We start from the raw sequence: 19,925 nt of genomic DNA, 5'->3' as shown, positions 1-19,925 counted from the left end.
GAACGAGCCGGACAAGAGGCGCATTCGGGTCATTCTTGACGGGTCCTGCCGGCTCCTGCGGGGAGAGCTGATGACCCGGGCACACCTGAACAAGCTAATGACAGTCCTGCTCGCCGGCCTGCTGGCCGGTCTCGGGCTCGCGGTGGCGGCCTTGCCCGCCGCGCTGGTGTACGGAGTCGGCTTCTCGGCCCTCGCCGCGCCCTACACGGAGCTGCCGAACACCCTGCGGACGCCGCCAACCCCGCAGCGGTCCAACCTGTACGCCAACGACGGCAGTACGTTGATCACCTCCTTCTACCAGGAGGACCGGGTGGATGTGCCGCTGCACGAGGTGGCCCCGGTGATGCGTCAGGCGATCCTCGCTGCCGAGGACGTCCGCTTCTACCAGCACCGGGGGGTGGACCTGCGCGGCGTGGTCCGGGCGTTCACCGCCAACCAGCGTGGCGGTGAGGTTCGGCAGGGGGCCTCCACACTGACCATGCAGTACGTCCGCAACGTTCTGTCCAGCGACCCGCGCCTGACCGAGGAGCAGCGTCGGGCCGCCACCGAGGTCACCTCCGCGCGCAAGGTACAGGAGGTGCGGTACGCGTTGGCGCTGGAGCGGGAGCTGAGTAAGGACGAGATCCTCGCCCGCTACCTCAACATCGCGTACTTCGGTGCCGGCGCGTATGGGGTGGCGGCCGCGAGTAAGCGCTACTTCACCAAATCGCCGGCGGACCTGACCCTGGCCGAGGCGGCGTTGCTCGCCGGGCTGGTCCAGTCCCCACACACGGATGATCCGCTCAACGGGGACGCCGATGCCGCGTTGCAACGTCGGGCGTATGTGCTGGAGCAGATGGTTGAGGCCGGTCAGCTCGCGGCGGACGAGGCGGCCCGGGTGGCGGCGGAACCACTGCGGCTGCGCCCCACCGAGACGCCGAACGACTGCGCGGCGGTGCCGGCGGAGCAGAACGACTGGGGCTTCTTTTGCGACTGGTTCACCCGCTGGTGGAATTCCCAGGAGGCGTTCGGGTCGACGGTTGACGAGCGGCAGCTCGCCCTGCGCCGGGGCGGCTACGAGATTGTGGCCTCCCTGGACCCGGCGGTGCAGCAGGCCGCGACCGAGCAGGTGCGGCAGATCTACTCGGCGAACCACCCGCACGCACTGCCGACCGCCGTGGTCCAGCCCGGTACCGGCCGGGTGCTCGCCATGGCGGTCAACCGCACCTACGGCGTGCAGCCGAACCCGGACGGGTGGAAGAACCGCCCGAACACGGTCAACCAGCTGGTCGCCGGCGGCGGCGCGATCCAGGGCTACCAGGGCGGGAGCACGTTCAAACTGTTCACCGTGCTGGCCGCGGTGGAGGCGGGGCTGCCGTTGAACACCGTGTTTGACGCGCCCGACCGGATCGTTACCGATTTCCCCGTTAGCGGTCCGGTGAGCTGCGACGGGAAGTGGTGCCCCCGCAACGCCAGCCCCCTGGTCAAGGGCGAGCACACCATGTGGGGCGCGTTCGGTAAGTCGGTCAACACGTACTTCGCCTGGTTGACCCAGGAGGTCGGCGCGGATCGCGTGGTGGAGATGGCCGAGCGGCTGGGCATCGTGTTCCGTGCCCCCAGCGACGAGCGGCTGGCCCGGCACGGTGCGCAGGCGTGGGGCCCGTTCACGCTGGGTGTGTCGGCCACGACTCCGTTGGATCTGGCGAACGCCTACGCCACCATCGCGGCCGAGGGGCGGTGGTGCGCGCCGCTACCGGTGGTGCGGATCACCGATGCGGCCGGGCGGACGGTCGCGGCCGGGTCGCCGGACTGCCGGCAGGTCGTGGCCCGGGATGTGGCCCGGGCGGCGGTGGACGCCGCGCGGTGTCCGGTCGGGGATCAGTCGATGTACCGGGGCTGCGAGGGGGGGACCGCAGAGGAGTTTCGCTCCCAGCTGGGACGTCCGGTCGCCGGCAAGACTGGTAGCTCGGAGGGGTACGGCACGGAGTCCTTCGTCGCGGTCACGCCGCAGCTCGCGGTGGCGGCGATCGCCACCAACCCGGATGACCCGCGCGATGCGGTGGGGCACGCGGTCCAGGCGCGGATGGCCGACGGGGTGGCGGAGCTGATGTCCGCCGCGCTGCGGGGGCAGCCGGTTCGGGATTTCGTCCCGCCGAGCGAGGTAACCGCCTTCAACGTCACCCGTGCCCGGACCGGAGAGTAGCGGCCCGCGTCCCGGGCGCGGGGGGTTCTCACCGGTGGGGCGGGAGATACCGGCCGGTGTGCCCCGTCGCACCGCCTACCTGGCGCCGCGCGGCCACCGGTACGGGGACCAATAGACTGTGGTGTTGTGAACACCGAGACGACGCCGACCTCCCAGGGGCGGGACGAGGACCAGCCGCGGGCGACCGATCCGGCCGCGGGCGAGCCGGGCGCGATCCGCGCGCGGCTGCCGTACCTGCGGCTGCCCCTGGCCTCGTGTGCCCTCCTCGCGGTCGCCGCGGTACCGGTCGCGGCGGCCGTCCGGGGTACCACCTCCGCGATCGCGGTGGCGGCGGGGATCGCGCTCGTTGTCGTGAGCTATCTGGTCTCCGGTCTCTCGGTGGCCTGGGCGGACGCGGTCAGCCCGCAGCTGATCATGTCGGTTGGGCTGGTCACCTACGTCACGAAGATCGTCGTGCTGGGCGTGGTGATGGCGGGGGTCGCCGCGACCGGCTGGGCCGGGCTGCCGGACCTGGGGGTGGCCATCATCGTCGCCGTGGTGGTCTGGACGGCGGCCCACCTGACCTGGGCGCTCCGCGCTCCATTACCCACAGTCGACCCGTCGTCGCGGAACTGAGGAGTCGGGCGGTCGGACCGCCCTCGGCGGATGACTGGCGGCTACCCCACCTTTGATGTCCGGTGCCGCGTGTCGGACAGGAGTAGGCTGGCCCGGATTGATGCGCCAGCCGCCGCCCGCACGCCGTCCTGCAGTGTGGGGGGTGCCGCACACTCCTGCGTGTTCCGGCTGCTAATGTACGCGTCGTAATGGCCGACAACCCAGACCGCGAACCGTCCGACGCGCACTCGTCGGAGGGTGTAGCGGGTGCCGTGCTTGGCTACCTCCTCGCCGGCATCCTGGTCTGGGGATTTCTCGGCTGGTTGGCAGAGGGCTTCCTCGGCGTGCCGGCCGGCGTGGGGATCGCCGTCGGCATGATGCTCGGCGCAGCCGCAGCGATCTACCTGATCATGAAGAGGCTCGGTGCCTGAGTGTCGGCACGCGCCGGTCTGTCGAGTGTGGAGGATGACACGGTGAGCGGACAGCTGGTCGTCGCCCAGGACCTTCCCTGGCCCCCCAGCGTCAATGACTTCTACCCCCCAGCGGTGGCTGGACCGTGGGTCACGAAGTTCACCCTCATGGTCTGGCTGGCCGTCGGGCTGGTGATCATCTTCTACATGGCCGCCTACCGGAACCCAAAGCTGGTCCCCAGCAAGGGGCAGTGGCTGGCCGAGTCGGTCTACGGGCTAGTTCGGGACAACATCACCCGGGAACAGATGGGTAATGCCGGCATCCGGTTCGCCCCCTACTTCACGGTGCTGTTCAGCTTCATTCTGGTCACCAATATCTTCAGCATCGTTCCCGGGCTGCAGATCTCGCCGAACTCGCACATCGCCTTCCCGATCGTGCTCGCCGCGATCTCCTACGTGCTCTACCTCGCTGTCGGGATCCGCAAGCACGGTCTCGTCAAGTACCTCAAGATGACCCTGATCATGCCGGGCGTGCCGTGGCCGATGCACTTCCTGCTGGTCCCGATCGAGTTCCTGCAGAACTTCATCAACCGGCCGGTTACCCTGGCCCTCCGGCTCTTCGCCAACATGTTCGCCGGTCACCTGCTCCTGCTGGTCTTCACCGTCGGTGGCTTCGTGATGCTGTCCGCGGACAACCTCTTCGTTCAGGTGACCTCGGTCTTCTCCTTCGCGATGGCGATCGTGATGGCCTTCTTCGAGGCGCTGGTGGCGGTGCTGCAGGCGTACGTCTTCGTCACGCTGACCGCCAACTACGTCGGCACCTCGCTGGCCGAGGAGCACTGAGATCCCGCTCGGCGGGCTGCCCGGCCCGACCAAGCTTTCTGGTACAAACCCCGAACGCGTGAGCCCTCACGTGTGAGCTAGGAGGAATACCCGCAATGGACGTTCTCGCCGCCCTGGAAGGCAACCTCAACACCGTCGGCTATGGCCTCGCCGCCATCGGCCCCGGTATTGGTGTCGCGCTGGTCTTCGCGGCCTACATCCAGGCCAGCGCCCGCCAGCCGGAGTCCGCCGGCTTCAACCGCACCTGGCTGGTCCTGGGGTTCGCCCTGGTCGAGGCGCTCGCCCTCTTCGGCCTGGTGCTCGCCTTCGCCTTGAGCTGACGAGTACCCTTCCCCGACCCGGAGGTCTGACATGTATCTCGCCGCCGAAGGTGGGCACAATCCGATCCTGCCGATCTGGCAAGAGCTCGTCGTCGGGACCATCGCCTTCGCCCTACTCGTCTTTGTACTGCTGAAGTTCGTGATGCCGCGCATGGAGGCGATGTACCAGGCGCGGGTGGACGCGATCGAGGGTGGCCTCAAGCGCGCCGAGGCTGCCCAGGCCGAGGCCAACCAGCTGCTCGAGCAGTACCGGGCCCAGCTGGCCGAGGTGCGCACCGAGGCGGCCCGGATTCGGGACGACGCCCGGGCCGACGCGGAGGGCATCCGGCAGGACATCCTCGCCAAGGCGCGGGAGGAGTCCGACCGGATCATCGCCGCGGGCAAGGAGCAGCTCGTCGCCGAGCGGACCACGATCGTGCGCGAGCTGCGCACCGAGGTCGGCACGCTCGCGGTGGACCTGGCCAGCAAGATCGTTGGCGAGTCGCTCGCCGACGAGGCGCGCCGCGCCGGCACGGTCGACCGGTTCCTGGACGGTCTCGAGAGCGCGGGGGCCCGCTGATGCAGGCCGCCACCAGCCGGGAGTCGTACAAGATCGCGGCCGACCGCCTCGACGCGTACGTCCGGGGCGCGGAGTCTTCGGCGGTGTCCGCCACCGCCGAAGACCTTCTCTCCGTCGCCGATCTGCTCCGGCGGGAGCCACGGCTGCGCCGGGCCCTCGTTGATCCGGCCCGCTCTGGTGCGGACCGGGCCGACCTGCTCGCCGGAATTCTCCGCGGGAAGGTCGGCGGGGACGCGCTCGACTTGCTGACTACCCTGGTCTCCCACCGCTGGTCGGCCTCGTCGGAACTCCTCGACGGTGCCGAGCGGCTCGGGGTGGCCGCGCTGCTGGCCGCCGCCGACAAGGCGGGCGACCTCGGTGAGGTCGAGGACGAGCTGTTCCGGTTCGGTCAGGTCGTGGCCGGCCAGTCCGCGCTCTCCAACGTGCTGTCGGACCCGGCGGCCCCGGCCGCGCAGCGAGCCACCCTCGCCGGCGAGTTGCTCGCTGGCAAGGCCCGTCCGGTCACCGTCCGGCTGGTCGAGGTGGCGCTCGGCGGGTTCGGCGGGCGCTCCTTCGTCGGGGCGCTCACCCGGTTGGTCGAGCTCGCCGCCGAACAGCGGGACCGGCAGGTGGCGTATGTGACCGTCGCGGCCCCGTTGGGTGCGGAGGAGGAGCAGCGCCTGGTCGCCCGCCTCTCTGCCATCTACGGTCGCGAGGTGACCGTCAAGCAGTCGGTCAACCCCGAGGTCCTCGGTGGGGTCAGCGTCCAGGTCGGCTCCGACCTGTACGACGGCACCGTCCTGCGTCGCCTCAACGAATCCCGTAACGCGCTCGCTAAGCGCTGAGCCGGAACTGCCGCGCCAGCGCCTGACCAGACGTCATTCGGACCGGTCGGTACTAGGTATCCCGGGCCCCTGATACTTAAGGAAGCAGAGGATGGCCGAGCTGACCATCTCGACGGAGGAGATCCGCGGCGCGCTGGAGCGCTACGTCTCCTCCTACCGCGCCGACGTGTCCCGCGAGGAGGTCGGCACCGTCGCTGACGCCGGCGACGGCATCGCCCACGTCGAGGGCCTGCCCTCGACCATGACCAACGAGCTGCTCGAGTTCGAAGACGGCACGATCGGTGTGGCGCTGAACCTCGACGTCCGGGAGATCGGTGTCGTCGTCCTCGGCGACTTCGCCGGCATCGAGGAGGGGCAGCGCGTCAAGCGCACTGGCCGGGTGCTCTCGGCCCCGGTCGGCGACGCCTTCCTCGGCCGGGTGGTCAACGCGCTCGGCGAGCCGATCGACGGCCTCGGCGACATCCCGAACGAGGGCTACCGGGAGCTGGAGCTCCAGGCCCCGAACGTGATGTCCCGGAAGTCGGTCGACGAGCCGCTGCAGACCGGTATCAAGGCCATCGACGCGATGACCCCGATCGGCCGGGGCCAGCGCCAGCTGATCATCGGTGACCGGAAGACCGGTAAGACCACCGTCGCCCTGGACACCATCCTCAACCAGCGGGACAACTGGCGCTCCGGCGACCCGAAGAAGCAGGTCCGCTGCATCTACGTCGCCGTTGGCCAGAAGGCCTCCACGATCGCCTCGATCAAGGGCGTGCTGGAGGAGGCGGGCGCGATGGAGTACACCACCATCGTGGCCTCCCCGGCGTCCGACCCGGCCGGCTTCAAGTACCTCGCCCCGTACACCGGCTCGTCAATCGGGCAGCACTGGATGTACGGCGGCAAGCACGTCCTCATCGTCTTCGACGACCTGAGCAAGCAGGCCGAGGCGTACCGGGCCGTGTCGCTGCTGCTGCGTCGCCCGCCGGGCCGCGAGGCGTACCCGGGTGACGTCTTCTACCTGCACTCCCGGCTGCTGGAGCGCTGCGCGAAGCTCTCCGATGAGATGGGCGGCGGCTCGATGACCGGTCTGCCGATCATCGAGACCAAGGCGAACGACATCTCGGCGTTCATCCCGACCAACGTCATCTCCATCACCGACGGCCAGATCTTCCTGGAGACGGACCTGTTCAACCAGGGCGTCCGGCCGGCGATCAACGTCGGTACCTCGGTCTCCCGGGTCGGCGGCGCCGCGCAGGTGAAGCCGATGCGGAAGGTCGCCGGCTCGCTGCGGCTGAGCCTGGCCCAGTTCCGTGAGCTGGAGGCGTTCGCCGCCTTCGCCTCGGACCTGGACAAGGCCTCCCGCGCCCAGCTGGAGCGGGGTTCCCGCCTGGTCGAGCTGCTCAAGCAGTCGAACTACTCGCCCTTCCCGGTGCAGGATCAGGTCGTCTCGGTCTGGGCCGGTGTCGAGGGCAAGCTGGACGACGTCCCGGTCGGCGAGATCCGTCGCTTCGAGTCCGAGTTCCTGCAGTACCTGCGGCACAAGCACGAGGGGATCCTGGCGCAGATCGCGGGCGGCACCTGGGGCGACGACGTCATCGCCTCCCTGGACGCGGCGATCAGCGACTTCAAGAAGCTCTTCCTGGGCAAGGAGGACGAGCGGCGGATCAACGAGCCGGCCGCCGAGCCGCTGGCTGGCGCGGAGGAGCGGGAGACGGTTACCCGGTTCCAGGACGAGCCGACCGACCGTCCGGCTGGAAGCTGACCGATGGCCGCCCAGGTACGCGTACTCCGCCAACGCATCCGCGCGGCGAAGTCGATGAAGAAGATCACCAAGGCGATGGAGCTCGTCGCGACGAGCCGCATCGCCAAGGCCCAGGAGCAGGTGGCGGCCTCCCTGCCCTACTCCCGGGCCATCACCGAGGTGCTCACGGCGCTGGCGTCCAACACGCGGATCGACCATCCGCTCCTCACTCCCCGGGAGCGGGTGCGGCGGGCCGGTGTGCTGCTGGTCACCAGCGACCGGGGCTTGGCCGGCGGCTACAGCTCCAACGCCATCAAGACGGCGGAGTCGCTGCTCGCCCGGCTGCGCGCCGACGGCAAGGAGCCCTCGCTCTACGTCATCGGCCGCAAGGGCGTGCAGTACTACCGGTTCCGCAACCGGCCGATGACGGCGTGCTGGACGGGCTTCTCGGAGCAACCGACCTTCGCCGACGCCCGGGAGGTGGGTGAGACGCTGATCAAGGCGTTCACCGCCGGCGTGGACGACGGCGACGGGGATCCGGGGCCGGACGGGGTCTTCGGTGTGGACGAGCTACACATCGTCTCCACCGAGTTCAAGTCTCTGATGACCCAGGTGCCGGTCGCGAGGATCCTCGGACCGATGCAGATCGAGGACAAGCCCCGTTCCGAAGGCATTCTGCCGGCCTACGAATTCGAGCCGGAGGCGGAGGCGCTCCTCGACGCGCTGCTGCCGAAGTACATCAACACGCGGATCTACGCGGCGTTGGTCGAGTCGGCGGCGAGCGAGTCGGCGTCGCGGCGGCGGGCGATGAAGAGCGCCACCGACAACGCCGAAGAGATGATCGAGAAGTACACCCGCGAGATGAACTCGGCCCGCCAGGCCGGGATCACCCAGGAGATCAGCGAGATCGTCGGCGGCGCGAACGCGCTGGCCGCGTCGGGAAGTGAAGTGTGATGACTGTTTCCGCTACTGCTGATGGGCCGGCCGGCACCAACGCGGCCACCGGTCGCGTGGTCCGGGTCATCGGCCCGGTCGTCGACGCCGAGTTCCCGCGCGACGCGATGCCGGACCTGTTCAACGCCATGCACGTTGACGTGACCCTCTCCGGCGGCGAGAAGACGCTGACCCTGGAGGTTGCCCAGCACCTGGGGGACAACCTGGTCCGCGCCATCTCCATGCAGCCGACCGACGGCCTGGTCCGCGGGGTGGAGGTGCGGGACACCGGTTCGCCGATCACGGTCCCCGTGGGTGACACCGTCAAGGGCCACGTGTTCAACGCGATCGGCGAGTGCCTGAACCTGGAGCCGGGTGAGACGCTCAGCCCGGACGACCACTGGCAGATCCACCGCAAGGCCCCGGCCTTCGCGGACCTGGAGCCGAAGACCGAGATGCTGGAGACCGGCATCAAGGTCATCGACCTGCTCGCCCCGTACGTCAAGGGCGGCAAGATCGGTCTGTTCGGCGGCGCCGGCGTGGGTAAGACGGTCCTGATCCAGGAGATGATCACCCGGGTCGCCCGGAACTTCGGTGGTACCTCGGTCTTCGCCGGGGTGGGTGAGCGTACCCGCGAGGGTAACGACCTGATCGCCGAGATGACCGAGTCCGGCGTGATCGATAAGACCGCGCTGGTCTACGGCCAGATGGACGAGCCGCCGGGCACCCGTCTCCGCGTCGCCCTCTCCGCGCTGACCATGGCGGAGTACTTCCGGGACGTGCAGAAGCAGGAGGTGTTGCTCTTCATCGACAACATCTTCCGGTTCACCCAGGCCGGTTCCGAGGTCTCCACGCTGCTCGGCCGGATGCCGAGCGCCGTGGGTTACCAGCCGACGCTCGCCGACGAGATGGGTGAGCTCCAGGAGCGGATCACCTCGGTCCGGGGCCAGGCGATCACCTCGCTGCAGGCGATCTACGTGCCTGCCGACGACTACACCGACCCGGCGCCGGCCACCACCTTCGCCCACCTGGACGCGACCACCAACCTGGAGCGTTCGATCTCCGACAAGGGCATCTACCCGGCGGTGGACCCGCTGGCGTCCTCGTCTCGGATCCTCGCCCCGGAGTTCGTTGGCCAGGAGCACTTCACGGTGGCCACCGAGGTGAAGCGGATCCTGCAGCGGTACAAGGACCTGCAGGACATCATCGCGATCCTGGGTATTGAGGAGCTTTCCGAGGAGGACAAGCTTACGGTCGGCCGGGCGCGCCGGATCGAGCGCTTCCTGTCGCAGAACACCTACGCGGCTGAGCAGTTCACCGGCATGAAGGGCTCGACGGTCCCGATCAAGGAGACCATCGAGGCGTTCAAGAAGATCAGTGAGGGTGAGTACGACCACTTCCCCGAGCAGGCCTTCTTCATGTGCGGTGGCCTGGACGACCTGGAGAACAAGGCCAAGGAGCTGATGGCGGAGGGCTGAGTGCCCCGCTGCGGCTACCGCCGCAGGCCGCGCGAGCAGCGACGAAAGGCCGTCCTGGTGTACGCCGGGGCGGCCTTTCCGTGCATCCGTCGAACCCATTCGGGTCGCGGACTCCCTTTCGCCGGTCAGTGATCTTGACGGGTGGCGAGGTACCGTTTCACGCGCGTCGCGCTGACTGTGCGCGCGTTCGTGCAATCATTCGCTGACGTACGCCCGTCCCGATAGACGTTGACGAACGGAGATGATCGTGGGTAAGGCCGGCAAAGGCGGCAAGAAGAAGCCGTCGGTGTGGGCGGGCGTGCCGCGGTGGGCCCAGGTGTGCACCGTCTTCGGCGCTGTCTTGATGTTCGTCAGCGGCGTGGCCTTGGTCGGCGTTGAGGCGCTGGTGGCACGGTACGAGGGCGCAGTGGGCAAGGCGGACCTGTTCGGGGACCAGGCGGCGGGAGCCAGTGAGCGCACGAGCGACATCAAGGGCCCGCTCAACATCCTGCTCGTCGGCGTTGACCCCCGAAAAGAGGAGCAGCTACCGCTGGCTGACTCGATCATGGTGCTGCACGTGCCGGAAGGGCTCGACCAGGCCTACCTCTTCTCGATGCCCCGGGATCTCTACGTCGAGATTCCCGCTTTCGACAAGGCCGGGTTCAATGGCGGTGCGGACAAGCTCAACGCGGCGATGTCCTACGGCAGCCGGGTGCAGGGCGAGAACCCCAGCACGGCGCAGGGCTTCGAACTGCTCGCCAAGACGGTCCAGTCGATCACCGGGATCCAGCGGTTCGACGCCGGGGCGATCATCAACTTCGGTGGCTTCATCAACATCGTGGACGCGATGGGTGGCGTCACGATGGACATCGAGCGTGAGGTGCGCTCGGAGCATCGCCACCCCGACGGCACCCACCGTGAGCTTCGCCCCGGCGGTGGGGGGTACCTCGGTGAGCAGGCGGTCTACCCGGAGGGGGAGCAACTCCTTGAGGGATGGCAGGCGCTGGACTATGTCCGTCAGCGTTACCCCAAGAACGGTGTGCCGGACGGCGACTACGGCCGCCAGCGGCACCAGCAGCAGTTCGTCAAGGCGATGGCGAGTCAGGCCCTCAGCGCTGACGTGGTGACTAACCCACTCAAGCTGGACTCGGTGCTTCGGGCGGCCGGTGAGTCGCTGGTCTTCAACGGCCGGGGGCACAGCGTGATTGACTTCGGCCTCGCCCTGAAGGACCTCCGGCCGGGCAACATCCAGATGATTAAGTTGCCGGGTGGCGGCATCACCGATGGCGGGAAGTACCGCGGCGAGCGCTTCGAGCCGGCCGTTCAGGACTTCTTCCAGGCGCTGCGGGACGAGCAGCTCGATGCGTTCCTGCTGGAGCATCCCGACTTCCAGAACGAGCTCTGACCGTTCGGGGGCCGATTCCCAACCCGAGTGGCGTACCTCTCGCCACCCGCGTTACCGGCGCTCCGCTAGCGAGACTAGAATTTCGGCAACCCGCCGCCGCAGCAAGGAGACAGCGTGGCACAGCAGCTTCACGTCGAGCTCGTAGCCGTCGAGGAGACGGTATGGTCCGGCGAGGCCGAGATGGTCATGGCCCGGACGACCGAGGGTGAGCTTGGCGTGATGCCAGGGCATGCCCCCCTGCTCGGCCAGCTCGCGGAGTCCGGCCAGGTTCGGATCAAGGTTGCCGGAGGTGACCAGCTCTCCTACGAGGTGGCTGGCGGTTTCCTCTCCGTGAGCGACAAGGGTGTCACCGTCCTGGCCGAGAGCGCCAGCCCGGTCCCGGCCGCGCAGGGTAGCTGAGCGCCACCCGGCGATGGGGATCGTCGAAGGGGTCGGAATCGGCATCGCCGTCGTCGTTGGCGTGCTTCTAGCTCTCTTTGTCCGGCGCGGGTTGGTCACTCGCAGCGGAGGAATTATCCGGCTCAACGTCCGGACCTCCACGATCCTCGACGGCCGGGGCTGGGCGCCCGGCTTCGGCCGTTTCGTAGGGGACGAGCTTCGCCTCTACCGAATGTTCAGTTTCGCCCTCCGCCCACGGCGGACGCTCTCCCGTAAGGGTCTCGCAGTGGAACGCCGTCGGCTGCCCGAAGGGCAGGAACGGTTCTCGATGCCCGCCGACTGGATCATTCTACGCTGTACCAGTCACCACGCCCCGGTCGAGATAGCTATGGCGCGCTCGACCGTCACCGGGTTTCTCTCCTGGCTTGAGGCCGCCCCTCCGGGGGTGGCCTCGCCGAATCTGACCGCCCAGGACTGGCCGGCGGCCTGAGGCCGCCCAGTCGTGGGCCGGCGCGGGCCCGTCGGCCCAGTGCCCCCAGCGGTACAAGGCAACCCGGGCACACACAATCCTGCTGTTTCCCCTGGCCGAGCTGCTGCCCGTAGACGCGGATGGTAGCCGGCAGGTCGGGTATGCAGACCTCGGCGTGGTGCGGTGCGCCGGTTCCCACACCGGCGCACCGGACGGTCGATCGGTCAGTGCTTGCCGCCGGGCACCCATAGCACATCTCCGGCCGGATTTGCCGTTCTTGACAGGATAAAGAGTAGATCGGAGAGCCGGTTGAGATACTTTGCCGGGAGCGTGCTCGTGCGGTCGGGGTCGTGGGTGATCAGGGCCCAGGCTGCGCGCTCGGCGCGCCGGGCTACCGTCCGCGCAACGTGCAGTAGCGCCGCTCCAGCGGTGCCGCCGGGGAGGGTGAAGGAGTCGAGCTTGCTCAGGCGTGCGTTGTACTTGTCGCACCAGGCCTCAAGGCGCTCGATGTACGCCTCGGTGACCCGCAGCGGCGGGTACTTCGGGTTCGGCTCGACCGGCGTGGCCAGGTCGGCCCCCACGTCGAACATATCGTTCTGGATCGACCCCAGAATCGTGCGCAGCTCTTCGTCGAGCTGCCCGAGAGCAAGCGCCACGCCAATCGCCGCGTTGCACTCGTCTACGTCCGCGTACGCGGCGATCCGGGGATCGGTCTTCGGAACCTGCTCGTTGTTGCTCAGCCTGGTCGTGCCGGCGTCGCCGGCCTTGGTGTAGATGCGCGTGAGGTGGACGGCCATGACGCACAGCCTACGGACACCGGATCTGATGATCCCGGACCGGCCGGATCCCGCCTGGCTGAGCAGTCCGGGCGATGCCGGCGGCGCGGCGGTTGACGACGTCATTCGGGTACGGGGTGGCACCCGAATGACCGGCACCGTGCACGTGGTGGGCGCCAAGAACTCAGCCCTGAAGCTCATGGCAGCGGCGCTGCTGGCGCCGGGCCGTAGCGTCATCACCAACGTTCCGCGAATCACCGATATCGCGATCATGGGAGAGGTGCTGCGCCGGCTCGGTTGCGGGGTTCGGTTCGACGCGGACGATCCGGTGGACCCAATGGTGGCGTACGGCGGCGTTCCCCGCTCCCGATCGGTGACCATTGATGTGCCGGAGACCCCCGGCATCGACGCGGACTGCGATCTGGTTCGCCGGCTACGGGCGTCGATCTGCGTACTCGGCCCCCTGTTGGCGCGTCGTGGAACTGTTCGGGTGGCCCATCCGGGAGGCGACGCGATCGGCTCGCGCGGGTTGGACATGCACATCGCCGGGCTCACCCGGATGGGCGCCGAGATCTCCGGCGAGCGCGGCTGCGTGGTCGCCACGGCCCCACACGGGCTGCGCGGCACCGAGATCGTGTTGGACTTCCCGAGCGTCGGCGCCACCGAGAACCTGGTGATGGCGGCGGTGCTCGCCCAGGGCACGACGGTCATCGACAACGCCGCCCGCGAACCGGAGATCGTAGACATCTGCACGATGCTCCAGCAGATGGGTGCGCTCATCGACGGTGCCGGCACCTCGACGTTGACCGTCGTCGGTGTGCCCGGGCTGCATCCGGTGCGGCACGCCACCGTGGGGGACCGGATCGTCGCGGGTACGTGGGCGTTCGGCGCGGCGATGACTCGGGGCGACGTGACGGTGACCGGCGCCTCCCCGGCCTTCCTCGACATCGCCCTGGACAAGCTGGTCTCCGCCGGTGCGCTGGTGGAGACACGGCGGGACGCCTTCCGGGTCCGGATGGTGGACCGACCCCGTGCGGTGGACGTGGTCACCCTGCCCTACCCCGGTTTCGCCACCGATCTGCTACCGATGGCGATCGGGCTGGCAGCGGTCAGCGACGGTGCCTCCCTGATTACCGAGAACATCTTCGACGGCCGGTTCATGTTCGCCAACGAGATGATGCGACTCGGCGCGGACATTCAGACCGACGGCCACCACGCCGTGGTCCGGGGGCGACAGCGGCTCTCCGGGGCGCTGGTACGGGCAACCGACATCCGCGCCGGAGCGGGTCTCCTGATCGCGGGGCTCTGCACCGAAGGGGTCACCGAGGTCTCCCAGGTGCACCACGTGGACCGGGGCTACCCGGACTTCGTGGCGGACCTGCGAGCCCTCGGCGTCGAGGTGGAGCGGGGTGGCGCCGCCGACGGGGGTATCTCCCTCGGCCGGTGAGGGCGCCGGTGGGCCTGCGGGGCCCTCAGTCGACCGCCGCCCTGCCCTTAAGCTGCGTTCAGGTCTGCCGACTAGGGTGCAGGCAGACACCAATCGCAGTGAGGGAGTAAGCAGATGGCGGGTCGACTCGCGGTCGTCGGTGCTGGACTGATGGGCTCGGGAATCGCCCAGGTCGCGGCGCAGGCGGGCTGGCAGGTGACGTTGCGGGACCTGGACGACACGGCCACGAAGCGGGGCCTGGCGGGCATCCAGCGGTCGCTGGAGAAGTTCGCCGAGAAGGGGAAGATCTCGTCGGCCGACGCCGAGGCGGCACTTGGCCGGATCACCCCCACCACTGACCTTGCGGCTGCCGCCGACGCGGACATCGTCGTTGAGGCGGTCTTTGAGAAGCTTGAGCTCAAGCACGAGGTCTTCCGCGCGTTGGACAAGATCTGCAAGGCGGATGCGGTGCTCGCCACCAACACCTCGGCGATCCCGGTCACCCAGATCGCCACCGCCACCGACCGTCCCGAGTCGGTGGTCGGTACCCACTTCTTCTCGCCGGTGCCGATGATGAAGCTGTGCGAGTTGGTCCGCGGCTACAAGACCAGCGATGCCACCATCGCCACGGCGAAGGCGTTCGCCGAGGAGATCGGCAAGACGGTCGTGGTCGTCAACCGGGACACCGCCGGCTTCGTGACCACCCGGCTGATCTGCGCACTGGCGATGGAGGCGGTCAGCCTGGTCGAATCCGGCGTGATCTCCGCCGAGGATCTGGACAACGCCTGCAAGCTGGGCTTCGGCCACGCCATGGGCCCGTTGGCGACGGTGGATCTGACCGGGGTGGATGTGTTGCTCAACGCCACCCGCAACATCTACACCGACACCGCCGACGAGAAGTTCTTCCCCCCGGAGCTGCTCCAGCGGATGGCCACCGCCGGTGACCTGGGCCGCAAGACCGGCCAGGGCTTCTACTCGTACGGCTAGCCCCGGCCGAGCGGCGGTGCAGGGCCCTTCGAGGCAGCGCTCCGAAGGAGCCCTTCACCGCCGCGGGGCTGAGCTGGTCCGGTGTCGCCCCTCAACCGTCGCGGCGGGTGGTCCAGCGGAAGGTGCCGAGGCAGAGCAGGAGCCCGATCACACACCAGGCGGCCAGCACCAGGGCGACCCGACCCAGCTCGTACGAGCCCCCCGGCTCCTGCCCGGCGAAGGTCTCCGGCAGGAAGACCGAGCGGAGCCCCTGACACATCCACTTGAGCGGGAAGAGCGCGGCCGTTTGCTGCATCCAACTCGGCAACTCGGTGAAGACGAAGAACACCCCGGAGATGAACTGGAGGACGAGGGCGATCGGGGTGACCACCGCCGAACCGCTGCGGGATGTCCGCGCCAACGAGGAGACCGCGATGCCGCAGAGCGTGCAGGCGGTGATGCCGAGGACGGAGACCCAACCGAAGGTCAGCCACTTGGTGGCGGCGCCCGGCAGTTGTAGGTCGAACACGGCCACCGAGACGGCGAGCAGTAGCGCTGTCTCGATGACGCCGACCACCACGACCATGATCACCTTGCCGGCGAAGTACACCCACTTCGGCATCGGGGTGCCGCGGTAGCGCTTGAGTACTCCGCGGTCTCGTTCGATCGGAATCCAGATGCCGAGGTTCTGGAAGCTCACCGTCATCAGGCCGGTCGCGATCATGCCGGTGATGAAGTACTGCGGGTAGCTCACCCCGGGCGCGATCTCGCCGTCAAAGACCGCGGCGAAGATCAGGATCATGACGACCGGGAATCCCATCGTGAACACGACGGACTCCCGGCTGCGCAGGAACTGGGTGAGCTCCAGCCGGCCCTGCCGTAGCGCGAGGGCGAGTGGGCCGGGCTGGTGGCCGGCTGCTCGGGCGGCCGTGGCGGGCTTCAACGTCGTGGTCATCGGTGTCCGATCATCTGCAGGTAGATGTCCTCGAGGGTTGGCCGGGTGACCGTGAGCCCGGGCACCTCACCGTCGAAGCGTGCGGCCAACTCCGTCACCAGCTCGGTGGGCGTCGCGCTCTCCGTGCTCTCGGTGCGCCCCTCGGGCGTACGCCAGGAGACGGTTGCGTGGGCCTGTTGCCGGTTGCCCAGGTGTTCGGGGGCGGCTACCTCGATCAGCCGGCCGCCGGCGATCACCCCCACCCGGTCCGCGAGCGCCTCCGCTTCGTCGAGGTAGTGCGTGGTCAGCACGATCGTCGTCCCGACCGCCGCCAGGTCCCGAATCAGCTGCCAGAACTCGCGCCGCGCCTCCGGGTCGAAGCCGGTGGTCGGTTCGTCGAGGAAGAGCAGTTCGGGTCGGCCGATGATGCCGAGCGCCACGTCCAGGCGGCGCTTCTGTCCCCCGGAGAGGGTGTGGGTGCGGGCCCGGGCCTTGCCGGCCAGACCTACCCGGGCGATCACCTTCTCCGGGTCGTCGGCGTCGGCGTAGAAGCCGGCGAAGTGGTGGACCAGTTCGGAGACACTGAGCTCGTCGAACTCACCGACGCCCTGGAGGACGATGCCGATCCGGTTGCGCCAGTCCGCGGCGGGGGTCGCCGGGTCGCTCCCGAGCACCGAGACCTCGCCGGCATCACGTCGCCGGTAGCCCTCCAGGATTTCCACGGTGGTCGTCTTGCCGGCGCCGTTCGGGCCGAGGAGAGCGAACACCTCACCCCGGCGGACCTCCAGGTCCACCCCGGCCACGGCCACATTCTTCCCGTACGCCTTGCGTAGCCCCCGCGCGACGATCGCGAGCTCGTTGTCCATGCAACAAGTGTGCTGCCCCCGCGCAACCGGTCGGGCATCGGGGTGTGGTGGTCGCTGTGGAATTTTCCACAGCCCACTCTACCCATCAGTAACTTAGACTCCCGCCATGGACGAGAAGGCCCCCCCAGGTCGGCTGCCCGAGCGGGACCGTCCGTGGGTGATGCGAACCTATGCCGGGCACAGCTCGGCCGCTGCGACCAACGCGCTTTTTCGCCGCAACCTGGCGAAGGGGCAGACCGGGCTATCGGTCGCCTTCGACCTGCCGACGCAGACCGGGTACGACCCCGACCACGAACTCGCCGCCGGAGAGGTCGGCCGGGTCGGGGTGCCGGTGGCGCACCTCAACGACCTGCGGGCTCTCTTCCAGGGCATTCCCCTGGCCGAGATGAATACCTCGATGACCATCAACGCGCCCGCGATGTGGCTGCTCGGCCTCTACAGCACCGTCGCCACCGAGCAGGGGGCGCAACTCGACCGCTGCGCCGGCACGACCCAGAACGACATCATCAAGGAATACCTGTCCCGCGGGACCTACATCTTCCCGCCGGCAGCGTCCCTGCGGCTGACCGCCGACCTCATCGCGTACACGCTCGAGGCGATGCCCCGGTGGAATCCGGTCAACATCTGCTCCTACCACCTTCAGGAGGCCGGTGCCACCCCGGTCCAGGAGGTCGGGTTCGCGCTCGCCACCGCGGTCGCCGTCCTTGATGCCGTCCGTGACTCGGGCCAGGTACCAGCCGAGCGGATGGGAGATGTGGTCCAGCGGATCAGCTTCTTCGTCAACGCCGGGGTGCGCTTCGTCGAGGAGATCGCCAAGATGCGGGCCTTCGGTGCGCTCTGGGACGAGATCACCCGCGACCGTTACGGCGTGGCGAACCCGAAGCAGCGCCGGTTCCGCTACGGCGTCCAGGTCAACTCGCTGGGGCTGACCGAGGCGCAGCCGGAGAACAACATCCAACGCATCGTGCTGGAGATGCTCGGCGTGACCCTCTCCCAGAGCGCCCGGGCCCGGGCGGTGCAGCTCCCCGCCTGGAACGAGGCCCTTGGCCTGCCCCGCCCGTGGGACCAGCAGTGGTCGCTGCGAATGCAGCAGGTACTCGCGTACGAGTCGGACCTGCTGGAGTACCCCGACCTGTTCGACGGCTCGCACCTGATGACGGCGCTGGTTGACGACATCGTCTCCGGAGCCCGGATCGAGCTGGAGAAGGTGCTGGAGATGGGGGGAGTGGTCGCCGCGGTCGAGACCGGCTACCTCAAGAGCGCCCTGGTCGCCTCGCTCGCCGACCGGCGTCGCCGGATGGAGGCCGGCACCGATGTGGTGGTCGGCGTCAACCGGTTCACCGAGACCGAGCCCTCCCCACTGACCGCGGCCGGCGCCGCCGCGATCGAACAGGTCGACCCGGCGGTGGAGGCAGCCGCCACGACGGCCGTACGCCACTGGCGGGCCAACCGGGACGCAGCGGCCGTGGACGCCGCGCTCGCCCGGCTCCGCGCGGACGCCGCGTCCACCACGAACCTGATGTCGGCCACGCTTGACTGCGTACGCGTCGGCGTGACCACCGGTGAGTGGGCGGGCGCGCTGCGAGAGGTCTTCGGGGAGTACCGGGCCCCCACCGGCCTCTCCGGAGCGGTCGGTTCCGGCGCGGACGGCCCGCTGTCGGCGGTGCGGGCCCGGGTCGCCGCCACCGCGCGGCAACTGGGCAGCGGGCGGCTGCGGCTGCTGGTCGGCAAGCCCGGTCTGGACGGGCACTCCAACGGTGCCGAGCAGATCGCGGTCCGGGCCCGGGACGCTGGCTTCGAGGTGGTCTATCAGGGCATTCGGCTGACCGCCGGGCAGATCGTGGCCGCGGCCGTGGAGGAGGACGTAGACCTGGTCGGCCTCTCGGTCCTCTCCGGCTCGCACCTGGCGGCTGTGCCAGCCGTCCTGGCGGGGCTGCGCGCCGCCGGTCGAGGTGATCTGCCCGTCGTGGTCGGCGGCATCATCCCGGAGGCGGACACGCAGACCCTTCGGGAGGCCGGGGTCGTCCGGGTCTTCACGCCGAAGGATTTCGCGCTCACCGGGGTAATCAACGAGTTGGTGACCGTGGTTCGCCACGCCAACGGCCTACCGGAGCAGTAGCTCCGTTACCCTCGTCGGGTGCGGTTGGTGATTGCGAAGTGCTCTGTGGACTATGTTGGACGGCTCTCGGCCCACCTGCCGCCAGCCACCCGTCTGGTGATGGTGAAGGCGGACGGGTCGGTGTCGATCCACGCCGACGACCGGGCCTACAAGCCGCTGAACTGGATGAGCCCCCCGTGCCGGCTGGAGGAGGCCCCGGGCGTCTGGCGGGTGGTCAACAAGGCCGGTGAGGAGCTGCGGATCACCCTGGAGGAGGTCTTCCAGGACACCGCGTACGAGCTGGGGGTCGACCCGGGCCTGCGGAAGGACGGCGTGGAGGCGCACCTTCAGGAGCTGCTGGCGGCGAGCCCGGAGACGTTGGGTGAGGGTTTCACGCTGGTGCGCCGGGAGTACATGACGGCGATCGGTCCGGTGGACCTGTTGTGCCGGGACGCGGCGCAGGGCGCCGTGGCGGTCGAGGTGAAGCGCCGCGGTGAGATCGACGGTGTGGAGCAGCTCACCCGCTACCTGGAACTGCTCAACCGGGACCCGCTGCTCGCGCCGGTGCAGGGCGTCTTCGCCGCGCAGGAGATCAAGCCGCAGGCGCGGGTGCTCGCCACCGACCGGGGGATCCGCTGCGTGGTCGTGGACTACGACAAGCTGCGCGGCATCGAGCGGGACGAGCTGACCCTGTTCTGAGTCGCCCGCAGCCCACCGCCCGCGGGCAGGGGCTGCGGCGCAGCTCGAGGGCAGGGCGGCCGG

At 69.0% G+C, this 19,925-nt stretch carries 20 protein-coding genes; 17 read left to right on the top strand and 3 right to left on the bottom strand.

Translation table 11 applies throughout. The features are described 5' to 3' along the window. Positions 1-70: 70 nt before the first annotated feature. The 13 genes from SALPAC4_RS0103975 to SALPAC4_RS0103915 all read left to right on the top strand — a co-directional run bounded on the left by SALPAC4_RS0103975 (position 71) and on the right by SALPAC4_RS0103915 (position 12,118). Positions 71-2,182, top strand: coding sequence for a transglycosylase domain-containing protein (locus SALPAC4_RS0103975; RefSeq protein WP_019869250.1), 2,112 nt, complete (start codon positions 71-73; stop codon positions 2,180-2,182). A 126-nt stretch (positions 2,183-2,308) separates the two neighbouring features. Further along, on the top strand, positions 2,309-2,797 hold the full coding sequence (locus SALPAC4_RS0103970; protein WP_019869249.1) for a hypothetical protein: 489 nt from the start codon (positions 2,309-2,311) through the stop codon (positions 2,795-2,797). 188 nt (positions 2,798-2,985) lie between these two features. Beyond that, on the top strand, positions 2,986-3,207 hold the full coding sequence (locus SALPAC4_RS0103965; protein WP_018216786.1) for an MATE family efflux transporter: 222 nt from the start codon (positions 2,986-2,988) through the stop codon (positions 3,205-3,207). After that, positions 3,208-4,029: a F0F1 ATP synthase subunit A gene (gene atpB / locus SALPAC4_RS0103960; RefSeq protein WP_020113449.1), complete on the top strand. Its 822-nt coding sequence runs from the start codon at positions 3,208-3,210 to the stop codon at positions 4,027-4,029. 95 nt (positions 4,030-4,124) lie between these two features. After that, entirely contained in the window at positions 4,125-4,349 is a 225-nt protein-coding gene (gene atpE, locus SALPAC4_RS0103955) for an ATP synthase F0 subunit C (protein WP_018216784.1), read from the top strand. 31 nt (positions 4,350-4,380) lie between these two features. Continuing rightward, positions 4,381-4,908 (top strand): F0F1 ATP synthase subunit B, encoded by a 528-nt coding sequence (locus SALPAC4_RS0103950; protein ID WP_018728380.1) that lies wholly within the window; start codon positions 4,381-4,383, stop codon positions 4,906-4,908. Next, complete coding sequence (locus SALPAC4_RS0103945; protein ID WP_018729384.1) at positions 4,908-5,732, top strand: F0F1 ATP synthase subunit delta; 825 nt, start codon at positions 4,908-4,910, stop codon at positions 5,730-5,732. Before SALPAC4_RS0103950 ends, SALPAC4_RS0103945 begins: the two co-directional genes overlap by 1 nt. A 91-nt stretch (positions 5,733-5,823) precedes the next feature. Continuing rightward, complete coding sequence (gene atpA, locus SALPAC4_RS0103940) at positions 5,824-7,476, top strand: F0F1 ATP synthase subunit alpha (RefSeq protein ID WP_019869247.1); 1,653 nt, start codon at positions 5,824-5,826, stop codon at positions 7,474-7,476. A 3-nt stretch (positions 7,477-7,479) separates the two neighbouring features. Then, the gene (locus SALPAC4_RS0103935) at positions 7,480-8,409 is read left to right on the top strand and encodes a F0F1 ATP synthase subunit gamma (RefSeq protein ID WP_019869246.1); all 930 of its coding nucleotides are present in this window, start codon (positions 7,480-7,482) and stop codon (positions 8,407-8,409) included. Further along, positions 8,409-9,866, top strand: a complete 1,458-nt coding sequence (gene atpD / locus SALPAC4_RS0103930; protein ID WP_018222854.1) for a F0F1 ATP synthase subunit beta — start codon at positions 8,409-8,411, stop codon at positions 9,864-9,866. The genes SALPAC4_RS0103935 and atpD overlap by 1 nt, the downstream gene beginning before the upstream one ends. Positions 9,867-10,107: 241 nt before the next feature. Next, a complete protein-coding gene (locus tag SALPAC4_RS0103925; RefSeq protein WP_019869245.1) occupies positions 10,108-11,250 on the top strand; it encodes an LCP family protein in 1,143 nt (380 codons plus the stop codon). Positions 11,251-11,364: 114 nt separating this feature from the next. After that, positions 11,365-11,649 carry a F0F1 ATP synthase subunit epsilon gene (locus tag SALPAC4_RS0103920; protein ID WP_018729389.1) on the top strand — a complete coding sequence of 95 codons (285 nt, stop codon included), beginning with the start codon at positions 11,365-11,367 and terminating at the stop codon, positions 11,647-11,649. A gap of 13 nt (positions 11,650-11,662) precedes the next feature. Further along, positions 11,663-12,118, top strand: coding sequence for a DUF2550 domain-containing protein (locus SALPAC4_RS0103915; RefSeq protein ID WP_018729390.1), 456 nt, complete (start codon positions 11,663-11,665; stop codon positions 12,116-12,118). Between the two features lie 203 nt (positions 12,119-12,321). On the opposite strand, the gene SALPAC4_RS0103910 is transcribed toward SALPAC4_RS0103915, so the two are convergent. Then, positions 12,322-12,894 carry a cob(I)yrinic acid a,c-diamide adenosyltransferase gene (locus SALPAC4_RS0103910; protein ID WP_018729391.1) on the bottom strand — a complete coding sequence of 191 codons (573 nt, stop codon included), beginning with the start codon at positions 12,892-12,894 and terminating at the stop codon, positions 12,322-12,324. Between SALPAC4_RS0103910 and murA the strand changes: the two genes are divergently transcribed. Both murA and SALPAC4_RS0103900 read left to right on the top strand, forming a co-directional pair. Continuing rightward, the gene (gene murA / locus SALPAC4_RS0103905; protein WP_019869244.1) at positions 12,893-14,320 is read left to right on the top strand and encodes a UDP-N-acetylglucosamine 1-carboxyvinyltransferase; all 1,428 of its coding nucleotides are present in this window, start codon (positions 12,893-12,895) and stop codon (positions 14,318-14,320) included. The genes SALPAC4_RS0103910 and murA overlap by 2 nt on opposite strands. A 114-nt stretch (positions 14,321-14,434) precedes the next feature. Then, a complete protein-coding gene (locus SALPAC4_RS0103900; protein WP_018729393.1) occupies positions 14,435-15,286 on the top strand; it encodes a 3-hydroxyacyl-CoA dehydrogenase family protein in 852 nt (283 codons plus the stop codon). Between the two features lie 91 nt (positions 15,287-15,377). On the opposite strand, the gene SALPAC4_RS0103895 is transcribed toward SALPAC4_RS0103900, so the two are convergent. Together SALPAC4_RS0103895 and SALPAC4_RS0103890 are read right to left on the bottom strand one after the other, a co-directional pair. Further along, positions 15,378-16,220, bottom strand: coding sequence for an ABC transporter permease (locus SALPAC4_RS0103895; protein ID WP_019869243.1), 843 nt, complete (start codon positions 16,218-16,220; stop codon positions 15,378-15,380). Next, positions 16,217-17,065 carry an ABC transporter ATP-binding protein gene (locus tag SALPAC4_RS0103890; protein WP_019869242.1) on the bottom strand — a complete coding sequence of 283 codons (849 nt, stop codon included), beginning with the start codon at positions 17,063-17,065 and terminating at the stop codon, positions 16,217-16,219. The genes SALPAC4_RS0103895 and SALPAC4_RS0103890 overlap by 4 nt, the downstream gene beginning before the upstream one ends. 106 nt (positions 17,066-17,171) lie before the next feature. Between SALPAC4_RS0103890 and SALPAC4_RS0103885 the strand changes: the two genes are divergently transcribed. Both SALPAC4_RS0103885 and nucS read left to right on the top strand, forming a co-directional pair. Next, entirely contained in the window at positions 17,172-19,184 is a 2,013-nt protein-coding gene (locus SALPAC4_RS0103885; protein WP_019869241.1) for a protein meaA, read from the top strand. Between the two features lie 18 nt (positions 19,185-19,202). Further along, a complete protein-coding gene (gene nucS, locus SALPAC4_RS0103880) occupies positions 19,203-19,862 on the top strand; it encodes an endonuclease NucS (RefSeq protein ID WP_018729397.1) in 660 nt (219 codons plus the stop codon). Positions 19,863-19,925: the final 63 nt, after the last annotated feature.

It is taken from the genome of Salinispora oceanensis (assembly GCF_000383575.1).
GTDB lineage: Bacteria > Actinomycetota > Actinomycetes > Mycobacteriales > Micromonosporaceae > Micromonospora > Micromonospora oceanensis.
Note: the sequence above shows the minus strand (reverse complement) of the source record. Positions and strands in the feature narration are given on the sequence as shown.